At 29.2% G+C, this 15,830-nt stretch carries 17 protein-coding genes; all 17 read left to right on the top strand.

Features of this window, described 5'->3' with window-relative positions:
- The first annotated feature begins 5 nt into the window (after positions 1-5).
- Complete coding sequence (hisB, locus tag CLSA_RS15025) at positions 6-593, top strand: imidazoleglycerol-phosphate dehydratase HisB (RefSeq protein ID WP_022747241.1); 588 nt, start codon at positions 6-8, stop codon at positions 591-593.
- Between the two features lie 29 nt (positions 594-622).
- A complete protein-coding gene (hisH, locus tag CLSA_RS15020; protein WP_022747240.1) occupies positions 623-1,243 on the top strand; it encodes an imidazole glycerol phosphate synthase subunit HisH in 621 nt (206 codons plus the stop codon).
- On the top strand, positions 1,240-1,962 hold the full coding sequence (hisA, locus tag CLSA_RS15015; RefSeq protein ID WP_022747239.1) for a 1-(5-phosphoribosyl)-5-[(5-phosphoribosylamino)methylideneamino]imidazole-4-carboxamide isomerase: 723 nt from the start codon (positions 1,240-1,242) through the stop codon (positions 1,960-1,962). Before hisH ends, hisA begins: the two co-directional genes overlap by 4 nt.
- Positions 1,963-2,044: 82 nt before the next feature.
- A complete protein-coding gene (gene hisF, locus CLSA_RS15010; protein WP_022747238.1) occupies positions 2,045-2,806 on the top strand; it encodes an imidazole glycerol phosphate synthase subunit HisF in 762 nt (253 codons plus the stop codon).
- Between the two features lie 172 nt (positions 2,807-2,978).
- The gene (gene hisI, locus CLSA_RS15005) at positions 2,979-3,308 is read left to right on the top strand and encodes a phosphoribosyl-AMP cyclohydrolase (protein WP_022747237.1); all 330 of its coding nucleotides are present in this window, start codon (positions 2,979-2,981) and stop codon (positions 3,306-3,308) included.
- Positions 3,309-3,495: 187 nt separating this feature from the next.
- Positions 3,496-3,822, top strand: a complete 327-nt coding sequence (gene hisE, locus CLSA_RS15000; protein ID WP_022747236.1) for a phosphoribosyl-ATP diphosphatase — start codon at positions 3,496-3,498, stop codon at positions 3,820-3,822.
- A 172-nt stretch (positions 3,823-3,994) separates the two neighbouring features.
- Positions 3,995-4,189, top strand: a complete 195-nt coding sequence (locus CLSA_RS14995; RefSeq protein ID WP_022747235.1) for a hypothetical protein — start codon at positions 3,995-3,997, stop codon at positions 4,187-4,189.
- Positions 4,190-4,440: 251 nt separating this feature from the next.
- Complete coding sequence (locus CLSA_RS14990) at positions 4,441-5,247, top strand: hypothetical protein (protein ID WP_022747234.1); 807 nt, start codon at positions 4,441-4,443, stop codon at positions 5,245-5,247.
- A gap of 95 nt (positions 5,248-5,342) precedes the next feature.
- Entirely contained in the window at positions 5,343-6,626 is a 1,284-nt protein-coding gene (tig, locus tag CLSA_RS14985) for a trigger factor (RefSeq protein WP_022747233.1), read from the top strand.
- A gap of 160 nt (positions 6,627-6,786) precedes the next feature.
- Positions 6,787-7,389 carry an ATP-dependent Clp endopeptidase proteolytic subunit ClpP gene (gene clpP, locus CLSA_RS14980; RefSeq protein ID WP_022747232.1) on the top strand — a complete coding sequence of 201 codons (603 nt, stop codon included), beginning with the start codon at positions 6,787-6,789 and terminating at the stop codon, positions 7,387-7,389.
- Positions 7,390-7,426: 37 nt separating this feature from the next.
- Positions 7,427-8,716 carry an ATP-dependent Clp protease ATP-binding subunit ClpX gene (clpX, locus tag CLSA_RS14975; protein ID WP_022747231.1) on the top strand — a complete coding sequence of 430 codons (1,290 nt, stop codon included), beginning with the start codon at positions 7,427-7,429 and terminating at the stop codon, positions 8,714-8,716.
- Positions 8,717-9,053: 337 nt separating this feature from the next.
- A complete protein-coding gene (gene lonB / locus CLSA_RS14970; protein ID WP_022747230.1) occupies positions 9,054-10,724 on the top strand; it encodes an ATP-dependent protease LonB in 1,671 nt (556 codons plus the stop codon).
- A gap of 340 nt (positions 10,725-11,064) precedes the next feature.
- Entirely contained in the window at positions 11,065-13,392 is a 2,328-nt protein-coding gene (gene lon, locus CLSA_RS14965) for an endopeptidase La (protein ID WP_022747229.1), read from the top strand.
- Positions 13,382-13,978 carry a ribosome biogenesis GTP-binding protein YihA/YsxC gene (gene yihA / locus CLSA_RS14960; protein WP_022747228.1) on the top strand — a complete coding sequence of 199 codons (597 nt, stop codon included), beginning with the start codon at positions 13,382-13,384 and terminating at the stop codon, positions 13,976-13,978. Before lon ends, yihA begins: the two co-directional genes overlap by 11 nt.
- Positions 13,979-14,281: 303 nt before the next feature.
- Entirely contained in the window at positions 14,282-14,752 is a 471-nt protein-coding gene (locus tag CLSA_RS14955) for a hypothetical protein (RefSeq protein ID WP_022747227.1), read from the top strand.
- A 31-nt stretch (positions 14,753-14,783) separates the two neighbouring features.
- Positions 14,784-15,050, top strand: a complete 267-nt coding sequence (locus CLSA_RS14950; RefSeq protein ID WP_022747226.1) for a hypothetical protein — start codon at positions 14,784-14,786, stop codon at positions 15,048-15,050.
- A 111-nt stretch (positions 15,051-15,161) separates the two neighbouring features.
- Positions 15,162-15,788: a hypothetical protein gene (locus tag CLSA_RS14945; RefSeq protein WP_022747225.1), complete on the top strand. Its 627-nt coding sequence runs from the start codon at positions 15,162-15,164 to the stop codon at positions 15,786-15,788.
- Positions 15,789-15,830 lie beyond the last annotated feature (42 nt).

Here is a 15,830-nt window from a genome sequence, read left to right as displayed (position 1 = left end):
AGTTTATGGTTGACAGATATTCAAAAAAAGAAAGAATAACTAAAGAAACTAGTGTTGAGCTAGAAATTAATTTAGATGGAAGCGGAAAAAGTGAAGTAAATACCCAAATAGGTTTTTTTGATCACATGTTAACATTGTTTTCTTTTCACAGTAAAATCGATTTGAAGATAAAGGCTAAGGGCGATTTGGAGGTATGTGATCATCATACTGTAGAAGATGTGGGAATAACTCTTGGAGAAGCTTTTAAAGAAGCAATTGGAAATAAGGAAGGTATAAATAGATATGGTACATTTTATGTACCTATGGATGAAACTTTAGCATTAGTATCATTAGATATTAGTAATAGACCTTTTTTAGTATTTGATTGTGATTTCAAGAGAGAAATGGTCGGAGAAATGGCAACAGAAATGGTTGTAGAATTTTTTAGAGCTTTTGCATTCAATGCAGGTATAACGCTTCATTTAAAAGTTTTATATGGTGAAAATGATCATCATAAAATAGAAGCTTTATTTAAAGCATTCGGTAGAGCACTTAAAGAAGCTAAATTTAGAAGTGAGGAAAATGGAATACCATCAACTAAAGGAAGTCTTTAACTAGTTAACTGAATTAAAGGGGTGTTTAAATGATAGTAATAATAGATTATGGAATGGGAAATCTGAAAAGTGTAAGAAATGCTCTTAACTTTCTTGGGCTTGATAATAAAATATCTTCAGACGAGGAAGATATAAAAAATGCAAAAGCGCTAATATTACCAGGAGTAGGAGCTTTCCCAGATGCCATGGATACTATTGAAAAATTATCTTTGGATAAGATAATAAAGGAAGAAGTTAGAAAAGGAAAACCTCTTCTTGGAATATGTTTAGGAATGCAGCTTTTATTTGAAAAAAGTTTTGAAGGAATTAAGAGAAATGGTCTTGGACTTCTTAAAGGTAATATTGTTAAGATGACAGATGATAAGGAGAATAACATTAAGGTTCCACATATTGGATGGAATAGTTTGATATATAACAAAAATGATGAATTAATTAGTTCAATAGATGAAGGAAACTTTGTTTATTATGTACATTCTTATTTTGCACAAGGCTATAATGATGAAGATTTAGTTACATATAGCGAATATGGAGAAAATAAAATTCCGGGAATAGTTAGATGTAAAAATATAATGGGTGCTCAATTCCATCCTGAGAAAAGTGGAACTGTTGGATTAAGCATTTTGAAAAATTTTGGGGAGTTGATTAAATGATAATTTTACCTGCGATTGATATAATGGATGGCAAGCCAGTAAGATTATATCAAGGGGATTATGACAAAAAGGAAATAGTTGCAGAAGATATATTTGAAACAGCAAAATCATTTGAAAGAGCAGGAGCTAAGTACTTACATTTAGTTGATTTAGATGGGGCTAAAAATGGCAGCAATCAAAATCATGAGTTAGTTATAAAAATTGCTGGCATGCTAAATATTCCTGTAGAATTAGGTGGTGGAATACGTTCCTTTGAGACCATAAAATATTTATTAGACAATGGTGTGTCAAGGGTAATTCTAGGAACTATAGCAATAGAGGATGAAGAATTATTAACAAAAGCTATAGAAGCATATGGAGAAAAAGTAGCTGTTGGAATTGATTGTAAAGATGGAAAAGTATATGGAAGAGGATGGCTTGCAGGAAGTAATTTAGATTACATAGATTTTGCAAGGAAAATGGAAAAGCTAGGAGTTAAAAATATAATAGTAACAGATATAAGTAAGGATGGAACCTTAGAAGGACCAAATGTAGAAATGCTTAGAAAATTAAAAGAAACAGTTAAAATTGATATTACAGCTTCTGGTGGAATTCGTGATATAGAAAATATAAAGGATTTGTTGGAAATAAATTTATATGGAGCTATAACAGGAAAAGCTATTTATGCTGGAACTTTATCATTAGAAGAAGCGATAAAAATGTCTGATAAGCAGGCATAAGAATTTGTATTTTGCTATCAAATATAAAATTATTGATATGATTTAAATTAAAATAGGTAATAAGAAGAAAGGGGCATTCCTTATGCACACAAAGAGAATAATCCCATGCCTTGATGTTAAAGAGGGAAGGGTTGTTAAAGGTATTAACTTTGAGGGGTTAGTTGATGTCGGAGATCCTGTTGCACTTGCAGAGTATTATAATAAACAAGGTGCTGATGAATTAGTTTTTTTAGACATAGGAGCAACTCATGAAAAAAGAGGCATTATGGAAAAAGTTGTTGAAAGAGTAGCTGAAAAGATTTTTATTCCGTTTACAGTAGGCGGAGGATTAAGAACATTAGATGATATAAAGTCAATACTTAGAGCAGGTGCAGACAAGGTTAGCTTAAATTCAGCTGCAGTTAAAAATAAGAATCTTATCAAAGAGGGAGCATTTTACTTTGGAAATCAATGCATAGTATTAGCTGTAGATGCAAAGAGAAGAAAAGATAATTCAGGATGGAATGTTGTAATAAATGGCGGAAGAATTGATACTGGAATGGATCTGTTAAAGTGGGTTGAAGAAGCAACTGACTTAGGAGCTGGGGAAATTCTTTTGACATCTATGGATGCGGATGGAACTAAAAAAGGATTTGATTTAGAATTGACCAAAGCTGTAAGTGATATGACAAATGTTCCTGTGATTGCATCAGGTGGATGTGGATGCTTAGAAGACTTTTATAAAGTATTTCAAAATAATATAGCAGATGCAGCTCTTGCAGCTTCATTATTTCATTATGGAGAATTAACAGTAGATGAAGTTAAAGAGTATTTAAAAGGTAAAAATATACCAGTTAGATTTTAAGGCACAATGAAAAAATAACAGGTCCACATGACAGCTTATTTTCAATCATTCTGCGTCGGTAAAATTCCATAATAGAATGGATATGATGGCATTTTACTTCCTTATCTGATAAAAAATAGTCATGGCAGTTTGGAAGTTGTTATTTTTTAATATGATATATTGGAGGAAATATATGGACATTACTGAAAAAGTAGAGCAAGTTGATTTTGAAAAGTGTAATGGATTGGTACCAGCAGTTGTTCAAGACTATAAAACAAAAGAAGTGCTAATGTTAGCTTACATGTCTAAAGAAAGCTTGACTAAAACAATAGAGAATAATGTTACTTGGTTTTATAGTAGGAGTAGAAAAGAACTCTGGAATAAAGGAGCAACATCAGGCCATTTTCAATATGTGAAGGAAATAAAAATAGATTGTGATAATGATACAATCTTAGTTGTTGTAGAGCAAAAAGGGGCTGCATGCCATACTGGGAATAAAAGCTGTTTCTATAGAGAATTATAGTAATTTGTTATAAGGCATATTCAAAAAAGAGCAAGTCCATTACTTAATGAAAAATATCGATGGTGGCTTTGAACTTGTTATTTATTTTCATATGATTAACATATAATTAATAATTCTAAAATAAATATACAGTACTAAATTAAGTTATATTTAACGAGTGTGTAGTAAAAATATTGGAGGGTGTAAAATGGAAGAAAATTTAAGTGCTTTATATGATGTTATTTTGCAAAGAAAAAACAATGGTGAAGAAGGATCTTATACAAACTATCTTTTTGAAAAGGGATTAGATAAAATATTAAAAAAAGTTGGAGAAGAATGCACTGAAGTAATAATTAGTTGCAAGGATGATAATAAAGAAGATCAGATTAATGAAATTTGTGATCTTACATATCATTTACTAGTTTTAATGGCTGAAATAGGTATATCTACGGAGGATATATCAAAGGAACTTGGAAATAGAAGAGCTAAAATTAATAATTTTAAAGGTGATAGGAAGCCTATAACAAATGTTTAAAAAATAATTATTACATTTTGATGTAAAATAAAAGATAACCTTTCTGATGTGATATAATATGAAATCAGAAAGGTTATTTTAATACAATTAATAAACGTCAATTTAAGAAATGGAATTATTTATGGAATATAAATTATAAAGAATGTGAAAGATAGAATTTAGGAGGGAGTTTATGATTAAAATAAAAAAAGAAGAATTATTAAAAGATACAATAGATTATGAAGATTATTCAGAAAATGTTTATAAACTTACAGTCGAAGAATTAAAGAAGGAAGGGCTATTACAATGTGGAGGATGTTGCACGAAAGATTCAAATAAAAATGATAAATGTAATGGATGTAATAAAAAAAATAACTGTAAAAAATAAAAATGTAAAATATATTGTGGATTTAAGGAAAAGAATAATATATAATAAGTTTGTTTAATTAAAATAAGTCACATTAAAAAATAATGGATCAGTATGTTTACGTATTTTATGTTTTACTGTTTTGGCAACTTGTGATGATAGTTTACTATAAAATAAAAGTTGTCTGGTTATTTGATGCAAAATATTCATATAACTTTGGTTTATTATTTTCTTTCATGTGTCTAAATTACAAAGATTTGGAGGGGACATCTTTGGGAAAACCAAGTATTTTTAGTAAAGAATATGAAAAGAAGATGAAGAGAAGAAAAAGAAATGTAATAATAGTTTCTTTAGGAATTATCGTATTCTTAGCAGCATTAATAGTTAAATTTGCTTATCACCCTATAGATTATTCTAATATTAAACAAAACATACAAGCGTGGATTGATAGTGATTCAACTAATGCTCCACAAGAAAACCAAACTGTAAGCAAAGAAGAAGTAACAAAAGAGGAACCAGTACAAGAGGAAAAACAAGAACCAGTAGAACAATCAATGGATATTAATTTGCTTAGTGGTAATGTTGCAAAAGCAATTTATATAGATGATAGTAATGGTGGGAAAATATTTAAAGAACTTAAAGATGCAGATACTGGTGTTAGTTATGATATAAGTTCATCAGGAAAGCAAATGATTGTAATGGATACTAATTCGGTAATAACTTTATACAATGTAGATGGAACTAATAAAGTAATATCAAAAGATCAATATGTGTCTACTAATGGTAGTGTATTTACAAAAGATTCAACATTGCAAAATCAACCTCAATATTTATGGAATGCAAGTCCTAAGTTTATTGGAGAAGATAAAATCATTTTTGTGACAAATAGACCATACTTTGGAACTAAAGCAGCAAAACAATATATTTGGATGAGTGATATTCAAAGTGGTCAAGATAAGGTGTGTTGGGAATTGGCTGGTACCAATATACAAATAGATGCAAAAGAAGAAAAAGGTGTAAAAATTACGATTGATGGTAAGGTATATTATATGAATGAAAGTGGTAATTGTGTTCAATAAAAGAGAAAATTAAAATTATTTGATAAAATTTAAAAGTTTATGGTATAATAACCTAGTTAAATTAGATGTAAACTATTTTAGGAGGAAAGAATAAAATGAAAGCTAAAGTGGAAAAAATAGAAACAAATGTGGTAAAGTTAGAAATAAAGGTTGAAGCAGAAAAATTTAATGCTGCAATAACTAAAGCATATAACAAAAATAAGAGTAGATATAATATACCAGGTTTTAGAAAAGGAAAAGTTCCAATGGCAATGGTTAAAAAATTCTATGGAGTAGAAGTATTCTATGATGATGCTATTAATTTTGCTATTGATGAATCATATGGCTTAGCGTTAACTGAACAAAATATAAGACCTGTAGATTATCCAAAGGTTGACATAGTTGATTTAGGAGAAGGAAAAGAATTTGTTTATACAGCAACAGTTACAGTTTATCCAGAAGTTGAACTTGGAGAATATAAAGGTTTAGATATAAAGAAACCTACATATGAAGCAGATGATGCAGAAGTAGAAAAACAAATTAAAGAAATGCAAGAACAAAATGCTAGAGTAGAAGTTAAATCTGAAGGAAAAATAGAAAAGGGAAATATTGCTGTTATCGACTTTAAGGGATATGTAGATGGAACTGCATTCGAAGGTGGAGAAGGAACAGATTATGCATTAGAAATTGGTTCAGGTACTTTTATCGATAATTTTGAAGATCAATTAATCGGATTAAGTGTTGGCGATAAAAAAGATGTTAATGTTACATTCCCAGAAACTTATGGAAAAGAAGAATTAAATGGAAAAGCTGCAAAATTCGAAGTTGAAATTAAAGCAATAAAAGTTAAAGAATTACCAGAATTAGATGATGAATTTGCTAAAGATGTAGCAGCAGTTGATACATTTGCAGAATTAAAAGAAAATATTAAGAAAACTTTAGAAAAGAATAATGATCAAAAGGCTGAAAGAGAATTTGAAGAAGCAATAATAACTGCTATAATTGAAAATACAAAGATGGATGTTCCTGAAGTTATGATAAGCAAAGAAATAGATGCTATGATGAAAGATCTTGAAGGAAGATTACAATATCAAGGTTTAAGCTTAGATCAATACATGGAATTCACAGGAAATACAACTGAAAAAATGAGAGACTTCATGAAAGAAAACGCTGAAAGAAAAGTTAAAGCAGATTTAGTTCTTGAAGCAGTTGCTAAAGCAGAAGATATAAAAGCTACTGAAGAACAAGTAAATGAAAGAGCGTTAGAATTAGGAAAAATGTATGGACCTAAGGATCCAGAAAAGATGGCTAATATTTTAGTTAAATCTCAAAAAGGCATGATTGAAAAAGACATAATAATTGAAAACACTCTTAAATTTATAAAAGAAAATTGCAAATAATAAAATTTGAGATATAATATAAAATAGGATGTTAAATAATTGCCAGAAAAAGAATTTTTTCTGGCAATTATTTCAAACAATAATTAACAAATTATAAAAAAAAATATATAATTAAAATAACGTTAAATAAAAATTATAACGGTGAAAAGGGAGGATTAGTATGAGTTTAGTTCCAATGGTTGTAGAACAAACAAGTAGAGGAGAACGTTCTTACGATATATTTTCAAGACTATTAAAAGAAAGAATAATTATGCTAAGTGGAGAAGTTAATGATGATACTGCTAACTTAATAGTAGCACAATTATTATTTTTGGATAGTGAAGATCCAGATAAAGATATTTCATTATATATAAATAGTCCAGGAGGATCAATAACAGCAGGAATGGCTATTTATGATACTATGCAACACATTAATGCAGATGTATCAACAATATGCATAGGTATGGCAGCTTCAATGGGAGCATTCTTGCTTTCATGTGGAGAAAAAGGAAAGAGATATGTTCTTCCACATGCAGAAGTAATGATACATCAACCTTTAGGCGGTTTCCAAGGTCAAGCAACTGACTTTGAAATACATGCTAAGAGAATATTACAAATAAAGGATTCTTTAAATAAAATTTTAAGTGACAATACTGGTCAGCCACTAGAAAAAATAAAAGAAGATGTTGAAAGAGACAATTTCATGACTGCAGAAGAAGCTAAAGCTTATGGATTAGTGGATGAAATAATAGTTAAATCTAAAACTAAAAAAGAAAATAAATAAGAAGTTATAATTTATATTTTTTAAGCGAGGTGAATATATGGCTAAATATGATGAAAAGAAACAGTTAAAGTGTTCATTCTGTGGAAAGACTCAAGAGCAAGTAAAAAGATTAATTGCTGGGCCTGGAGTATACATTTGTGATGAATGTATTGATTTATGTGCTGAAATTATAGCAGATGAATTCCAAGAAACTGTTGATTTCGATCCAAAAAGTGTACCAAAACCATTTGAGATTAAAGAATATTTAGACTCTTATGTAATAGGTCAAGACAGAGCAAAAAAATCTCTTTCAGTTGCTGTTTATAACCATTACAAAAGAATTAATACTAATAAAGAAGATATGGATGTTGAATTATCAAAGAGTAATATTTTATTATTAGGACCAACTGGTTCTGGTAAAACATTACTTGCTCAAACATTAGCAAGATTTCTAAATGTACCATTTGCAATAGCTGATGCTACAACATTAACAGAAGCAGGGTATGTTGGAGAAGATGTTGAAAATATTCTTCTTAAGTTAATTCAAAATGCAGACTATGATGTAGAAAAAGCTGAAAGAGGAATAATTTATATAGATGAAATTGATAAGATTGCAAGAAAATCTGAAAATCCATCTATCACTAGAGATGTTTCAGGTGAAGGTGTGCAACAAGCATTACTTAAAATATTAGAAGGTACTGTTGCATCAGTACCACCACAAGGTGGAAGAAAACATCCACATCAAGAATTTATCCAAATAAATACTTCTAATATATTATTTATTTGCGGTGGAGCTTTTGATGGAGTTGATAAGATAATAGAAAATAGAACAAGAAAGAGTTCTATGGGATTTGGAGCAGAAATTCAATCTAAACATGAGAAAGATATAGGAAGTTTATTCAAAGAAATTATGCCAGCTGATTTATTAAAATTTGGTTTAATTCCAGAATTTGTTGGAAGACTTCCAATACTTGTTACATTAGAATCTTTAGATAAAGATGCTCTTATAGAAATTTTAACTAAACCTAAAAATGCTCTTGTAAAACAATATAAGAAATTATTTGAGCTAGATGATGTTAAGTTAGAATTTAATGATGAAGCTTTAATTGCAATTGCTAAAGAAGCTATTAGCAGAGAAACTGGAGCCAGAGGATTAAGAGCAATCATTGAAGATATAATGAATGAAGTTATGTACGAAATACCTTCTGATAATACAATAACTAAAGTTATAATAACTGAAGAATGTATTAAAGATAAAAAACAACCTATTATTGAAAAGGTAGAAGAAGGAAAAGTTAGACCAACTTTAGTAAAGGCAAGAACAAAAAAAGATATTGAATCTGCTTAGATTATATGAACCTAATTTTAATAACTTAATAGTTATTAAAATTAGGTTTTTTTAATGCTTGCAAAAGTATAAAAATTTTGATTTTTGGACTTTCTCTCTGAGCTTAAACATTAACCATTTATTTTCAGCATTCATCATTAATTAAATGTGGTGCAGCCATTTGTTATATTTAAGATTGCTTTAAATGAATAAAATTATTTAGTAATTTAGAATATATTTGTAACATTAAGTAAATAATACTAATAGAAAGAATGGAAGGAGGAAAAATATATTTACACTGTTACAAGAGAATTAAACAACAATAATCTAAATAAAAATGTAAATATATTTATGGATTATGGAAAATATATTAATGATTTTACAAGTAATAGTTTTAATTCTTATGGTTTATGTATTATGTAATGTTAATAATAAGTCTCAAAAAGTTAGAAGTATTGTAATTGACAAAGAGAATACAAAAGAACTAAATAATTTAAAAAAACTTCGTCAAATAACTTTATCCGAACCATTAACTGAAAAAAGCAGACCAAGTACTTTTGATGAAATAATAGGACAGGAAAAGGGTATAAAAGCTTTAAAGGCTGCACTATGTGGTCCTAATCCTCAACATGTTATAATATATGGTCCACCAGGGGTAGGTAAGACTGCAGCTGCAAGACTAGTTTTAGAAGAAGCCAAAAAATCAACAGTATCGCCATTTGTAGATAACTCTAAATTTGTTGAATTAGATGCAACCACTTTAAGATTTGATGAAAGAGGAATAGCAGATCCGTTAATAGGCTGTGTACATGATCCAATTTATCAAGGTGCAGGTTCTTTGGGAGTTGCAGGAATACCTCAACCAAAGCCAGGAGCAGTTACTAAAGCACATGGAGGGGTTCTGTTTTTAGATGAGATAGGAGAACTTCATCCGATAGAATTAAATAAACTTTTAAAAGTATTAGAAGATAGAAAAGTATTTTTAGATAGTTCTTATTATAGTCCGGAAGATCCTAATATGCCAAAGTATATCAAAGAAATATTTGATAATGGTCTTCCAGCAGATTTCAGATTAATAGGTGCAACAACAAGGTCGCCGGAAGAAATAATTCCAGCAATAAGATCAAGATGTGTGGAAATATTTTTCAGAGCATTATTGCCAGAGGAAATAAAAAAGATTGCTATAAATGCTGTTAATAAGGTAGGATTAAAAATAGATAGTAAAGCAGTAGAAGAAGTTAGTCGTTATTGTACCAATGGCAGAGAAGTTATAAATTTAATACAATTAGCTTCAGGGATTACCATTAATGAGCAGAGAGAAGAAATAAAATTAGATGATGTAAAGTGGGTATTGGAAAATGGTCAGTATACTAAGATAATAATGAACAAAATTCCAGACCAATCAAAAGTTGGGGTTGTTAACGGATTAGCTGTGTATGGAGCTAATATAGGAATGATTATGCCACTTGAAGTTAGTTGCAAGAAAGTAAAAGATAGAAGAGGAGAAGTTAAAATAACTGGAATAGTTGAAGAAGAAGAGATAACTAACAATAAGAAAAAAATAAAAATGAAGAGCACTGCTTATGCATCGGTTCAAAATGTACTTACTGTTCTAGATAATTTATTTGATTTATATACAGATAACTACAATATACATATTAATATACCTGGTGGAATACCAGTAGATGGACCTTCAGCTGGGATAAGTATTGCAACAGCTATATATAGTGCAATAAAGCAGAAAAAGGTAAATAGATTTGTTGCAATGACAGGTGAAATAAGCATATTAGGATCTGTAAAACCAATTGGTGGAGTAAAGGCTAAAATATCCGCAGCAATTAAAGGTGGAGCACAGAAAGTAATTATTCCACAAGATAATTATGATGACTCTTTAAGTGAAATAGGAGAAATAGAAATTATTCCGGTAACAAATTTTAAAGATGTTATTAAAATTGCAATTGAGAGTGATGAGGAAATGGCCCATAATAATAAAGAAATATTATCCGCTCAAGGTGGTAATGTATTATAAAAAATAATTTCAGAAATAAATAAAGTTGAATTTTAATTTATAAAAATATATAATTTAATTTAATATAAGATAAAGGGTGAAGATAATAAGTTTTTTTAGCTTCATACCTTTTTCTTTGAACAGCATTATATTAATAATAATTCAATATGTAAAGAAATTTTAAATACTTGCATAAAATATGCGCTATAATAGTAATCTTTTTATATACAGAATGATTGAAAAAGTTATGTATTATGTGTATACTAGATAATGCATATTTAGAAATAATATAAAAGTATTATTTTATTATTATTTTAAAATTAAAATAAATAATGTAATTATAATGGGGGGAAATAGTACTATGAAAAAGTTGTATACAATTCCGCTAATTCCTTTAAGAGGATTGACTGTTTTTCCTAATGTAGTAGTACATTTTGATGTAGGAAGAGAAAAATCTACAGAAGCTATCGAACAAGCTATGTTAGATAATCAAGAAATCTTTCTTGTAGGTCAAAAAGATTCTAGAGTAGAAGAACCATGTCAAGATGAAATCTACTCGATTGGAACTATATGTAAAATAAAACAAATCCTTAAAATGTCGGATAATACTATTAGAGTTCTTGTTGAAGGAAAAGAGAGAGCTGAGATAGTTGAATATATGGAAGAGGAAAAATATATAAAGGTTTCAGTAACAACAATGAATAATCAATCAGCTAAAAGTGATGAAGTAGATGCTTATGTAAAATTTTTAGACAAGGAGTTCATAAAATTACTTAAACTTGCCGAAGATAATTATTCAGAGATTATAAAATCAATAGATATTTCAAAAGATCCAGAAAGTTTTGTTGATATGGTAGCTTCTTATGCAATAACAGATGAAGAAATAAAACAACAAGTTCTAGAAAGTTCTGATATAATTGAAAGAATCCAAAAGGTTTTAGAGAGAATTAAAACAGAGATTTCTATAGCAAAAATTCAGAAAAAAATTGCTAATAAAGTGAAGAATATAGTTACTAAAGAACAAAAGGAATTCTACTTAAGAGAACAGTTAAAAGCGATTCAAGAAGAACTAGGCGAAGATGATGAATATAAAAAGGAAATAGCAAAATACGAGGAAAAAATATCTAAAGCAAAATTAAGCAAAGAAGTTAAAGAAAAAGTTAATTACGAATTATCAAGATTGAAAAATATGAATTCAACATCATCAGAAGGTAATGTAATAAAAGCTTATTTAGATTGGATGTTAAACATTCCTTGGGGAAAATATACGAAGGAAAGTATAGATATTATTAAGGCTAGGAATGTTCTAGATAAAGAGCATTATGGTTTAGATGATGTTAAAGATAGAATAATAGAATATCTATCTGTAAAGCAATTTAGTAAGTCACCAAAAGGTCCTATTTTATGTTTAGTCGGACCTCCAGGTGTAGGAAAAACATCTATAGCAAGATCTATAGCTCATGCTATAAATAGAAAATATACAAGGATTTCTTTGGGTGGATTAAAGGATGAAGCGGAAATTAGAGGTCATAGAAAGACTTATGTTGGAGCTATTCCAGGTAGAATTGTTTATGCAATGAAAGATGCTAAATCAATGAATCCACTAATGTTATTTGATGAGATAGACAAGATAAATTCTTCTTATAAGGGAGACCCATCTGATGCTCTGTTAGAGATTTTAGATAGTGAACAAAACAAGGAATTTAGAGATAGTTATTTAGAAGTTCCTATGAATTTATCTAAAGTAATGTTTATAGCTACAGCAAATACCTTAGAAACTATACCAAGACCACTTTTAGATAGAATGGAAGTCATTGAAGTCTCTGGATATACTTATGAAGAAAAGTTTAATATTGCTAAGAATCATTTGCTAGTTAAAATATTTAAGGAATTAGATATTCCAAAGGATACAATAAAGGTAGAAGATTCTGCGATTACAGAAATTATAGAGGGATATACAAGAGAATCTGGAGTTCGTGGACTTGAAAGAAAAGTAGGCTCAGCTATAAGAAAAGGATTGGCAGAAATGCTAAAGAAAAATCAAAAAGAACTTATAATTGATAAAAAGATGGTTGAAACACTTTTGGGAAAAAGACTATTTGATTTTGATAAAATTGATGAGTTCGATAAAGTGGGAGTAGTAAATGGAATGGCATGGACAGCTTATGGCGGAGATACACTTCCTATAGAAGCTACTGCCATGACTGGATCAGGAAAACTTCAACTTACAGGAAAGCTTGGAGAGGTTATGCAAGAGTCAGCTAAAACAGCATATAGTTATGTAAGAGCAAATGCTGCTAAGTTTGGTATTAATGAAACTTTCTATAAAGAAAAGGATATCCATATACATGCACCAGAGGGCGCAGTACCTAAGGATGGTCCGTCAGCAGGTGTTACTATGGTAACAGCACTTGTATCAGCATTATCTGGTAAGAAAGTTAAGCATAATGTTGCAATGACTGGAGAAGTTACACTAACAGGTAGAGTACTTCCAATTGGTGGATTGAAGGAAAAATCATTAGCAGCATTTAGAGCAGGTGTAGATACTATAATAATTCCAAAGGAAAATGAAAAAGATATAGATAAGATACCGGCTTCAATCAGAAGTAGTTTAAATATTATTTCAGCTAAAGAAGTAAATGAGGTATTGAAAAATGCGTTAATTGGGGAGGATACTAATGAGAATTAAACAATCAGAATTTATTATTTCTGCAGTGAAAAGAAATCAATATCCTTCGGATAATAGGGCAGAAGTTGCTTTTGTTGGAAGATCGAACGTTGGAAAGAGTTCTTTGATAAATTCTTTGACTAACAGGAAGAAATTGGCTAAGGTTAGTCAAACACCAGGAAAAACACGATTAGTAAATTTTTTCCTTATTAATAATGATTTTTATTTAGTTGATTTACCTGGATATGGATATGCTAAAGTATCTAAGTCTGAAAAGGATACCTGGGGAAAGACTATAGAAACATATTTAACTGATAGAGATGAATTGAAAAGAATAGTGCTACTTGTAGATTCGAGACATAAGCCAACTGGCGATGATATAATGATGTATGAATGGGCTAAGCATTTTAATTATAATGTTGTAGTAGTTGCAACAAAAAGTGATAAGCTTAAAAACTCTGAATTCAAAAAAAGTGAAAAATTAATAAGAGAAACATTACAGTTAAATAAAGATGATAAATTATATTTTTATTCATCTTTAAAGAAAAATGGAACAGAAGAGTTAGTTAATAATCTTTTTTTAGAATTTGCAACTGATATTGATTAATAAGGCATAATCAAAAAATAACAAGTCTATTTTTCATAAGCATAATATAATAATAGGTTCGCTATGAGACCAATCTGCTTACTTGTCTGATGAAAATAATCATGGCATTTTGGACTTGTTATTTTATGTGTCTAAATAATATTTGAAATTTCCCGTAAAGTTATACTTTACGGGTTTTTTGATTAAAAAAACATTTAAGTAATTTATCTATAAGTATAATTTTAAGAAAAGCAGTGTCAAAAATTCTCGTTGAGAATAGTATATAGTATAAAAAAGAAAAAATATTTCCAAGGAGGAATAAATATGGAGATGAATGACATCCTAAATGGCTTAAATTCATGCGATGATAGTGGCTGTGAATCAATGTCTAATAACAACTGCTGTTGTGAAGGACCTGGTATTGGAGGACCTAGCTTCGGTGGAAATTGTGGATTTGGTGGCTTTAATGGTTGTGGTTGTGGATTGAATAGCTGGATTTGGATATTATTGATATTATTTTATTGCGGTTGTGGTAGAAGTGGATTAACAGGTGGCTATGGTGGAAATAATAATGCTTGCTGCTGTGAAAGAAAACATGATGATTGCTGCGGTTGTGGTGGAAATTATGGAGGTGGATTATTAAATAGTGGATTGTTAAATAATTGTACTGCATATCTATTCTTATTAGTAATCTTATTCCTTTGTAATGGATTCGGTAGAAACGTAGGTGGCTGCGGAGGTTTTGGTAATATAGGCGGTCTAAATTGTTGTGGAAATAGCAATTTTAGTTGTTAGAATTCTTAATTTTTAGGAAGGAGAGATAAATATGTCTAAAAAGAAGAATAAATGTTGCTGCGAAAAGAAATGCTGCTGTGAAAGAAAAGAGCAGGATGTATGCTGTTGTGAACACAGTAATCCGGGTATGGGATTTTTAGGAGGCGGATGTGGTCTTGCACCAATCATTTTCTTATTAATTGCATGTGGATCAGGATTATTAAATTGTAGTTCATCATATTTAATTATTTTACTATTTATACTATTCGGCGGATGCTTATGCGGTTCTGGAAAAGGAATGGGAAGCTGTTGCTGCTAAAATAGTGGATGGAGGGCTTTTAAGCCCTCCAAAAAAATGTTTAAAAATATAAACATTTTTAAATTCAAGTACATATATTAAAAAGAGGTAATTTAATTGGGAGGATTTTTAATGGCTAAGCATAAACATAGAGAACAAGAGCCGGTTATGAATGATGTTAATGCTAAAAGTAGTAATAATATCAATAATAATCCTTTTGGTATAGATCCAATGCAGTTAATTGGATTGCTTGGGGGAAATTTTGATATGAATAATATGGGAAATATGTTAGCTTCAATGAATACAAATGGATTCAATTTAAATAACTTAGGACCATTAGCTCAAATGGTAGGTTTAAATTTAGATAATAATTTTATGCAAGGAAATAATAAAAATAATTCGAATAATGACATGAATTCAAATGTGAATTCTAATTTTAATCCCAACATGAATCCATATCCTAATAACAGTAACAATATAAATAATAATTCTAATATGAATACTAATATGAATACTAGTAATATAAATAATAAAAATGAAAATAAGAATAAGAATATTAAAAATACGAATACTAATAATTTAGGTAAAAAGGCTGATAGCAAAAATGATAAAAAGAGTACTAATATTAAAAATGATAAGAAGAATGATGCTGATTTACAATTTTTAATGTCTTTAAGGTGTTATGTTCATCCTGATAAAATAAAATTTATAGATAAAATAATAGAATTGTATAATTCTGGAGCATTTAAAGATGTTTAAAAAACTAAAAAGTTTTGATTATGAAAAATTTCAATATGGTGT

Source organism: Clostridium saccharobutylicum DSM 13864 (assembly GCF_000473995.1).
Taxonomy (GTDB): domain Bacteria; phylum Bacillota; class Clostridia; order Clostridiales; family Clostridiaceae; genus Clostridium; species Clostridium saccharobutylicum.
The sequence above is the reverse complement of the archived record's forward strand: the minus strand, read 5'-3'. Positions and strand labels throughout refer to the sequence as shown.

Bases quoted from the DNA above. Each gene is read 5' to 3' on its own strand.
- hisB (WP_022747241.1), top strand. From the start codon at position 6: ATGGTTGACAGATATTCAAAAAAAGAAAGAATAACTAAAGAAACTAGT.
- hisH (WP_022747240.1), top strand. From the start codon at position 623: ATGATAGTAATAATAGATTATGGAATGGGAAATCTGAAAAGTGTAAGA.
- hisA (WP_022747239.1), top strand. From the start codon at position 1,240: ATGATAATTTTACCTGCGATTGATATAATGGATGGCAAGCCAGTAAGA.
- hisF (WP_022747238.1), top strand. From the start codon at position 2,045: ATGCACACAAAGAGAATAATCCCATGCCTTGATGTTAAAGAGGGAAGG.
- hisI (WP_022747237.1), top strand. From the start codon at position 2,979: ATGGACATTACTGAAAAAGTAGAGCAAGTTGATTTTGAAAAGTGTAAT.
- hisE (WP_022747236.1), top strand. From the start codon at position 3,496: ATGGAAGAAAATTTAAGTGCTTTATATGATGTTATTTTGCAAAGAAAA.
- CLSA_RS14995 (WP_022747235.1), top strand. From the start codon at position 3,995: ATGATTAAAATAAAAAAAGAAGAATTATTAAAAGATACAATAGATTAT.
- tig (WP_022747233.1), top strand. From the start codon at position 5,343: ATGAAAGCTAAAGTGGAAAAAATAGAAACAAATGTGGTAAAGTTAGAA.
- clpP (WP_022747232.1), top strand. From the start codon at position 6,787: ATGAGTTTAGTTCCAATGGTTGTAGAACAAACAAGTAGAGGAGAACGT.
- clpX (WP_022747231.1), top strand. From the start codon at position 7,427: ATGGCTAAATATGATGAAAAGAAACAGTTAAAGTGTTCATTCTGTGGA.
- lonB (WP_022747230.1), top strand. From the start codon at position 9,054: ATGGAAAATATATTAATGATTTTACAAGTAATAGTTTTAATTCTTATG.
- lon (WP_022747229.1), top strand. From the start codon at position 11,065: ATGAAAAAGTTGTATACAATTCCGCTAATTCCTTTAAGAGGATTGACT.
- yihA (WP_022747228.1), top strand. From the start codon at position 13,382: ATGAGAATTAAACAATCAGAATTTATTATTTCTGCAGTGAAAAGAAAT.
- CLSA_RS14955 (WP_022747227.1), top strand. From the start codon at position 14,282: ATGGAGATGAATGACATCCTAAATGGCTTAAATTCATGCGATGATAGT.
- CLSA_RS14950 (WP_022747226.1), top strand. From the start codon at position 14,784: ATGTCTAAAAAGAAGAATAAATGTTGCTGCGAAAAGAAATGCTGCTGT.
- CLSA_RS14945 (WP_022747225.1), top strand. From the start codon at position 15,162: ATGGCTAAGCATAAACATAGAGAACAAGAGCCGGTTATGAATGATGTT.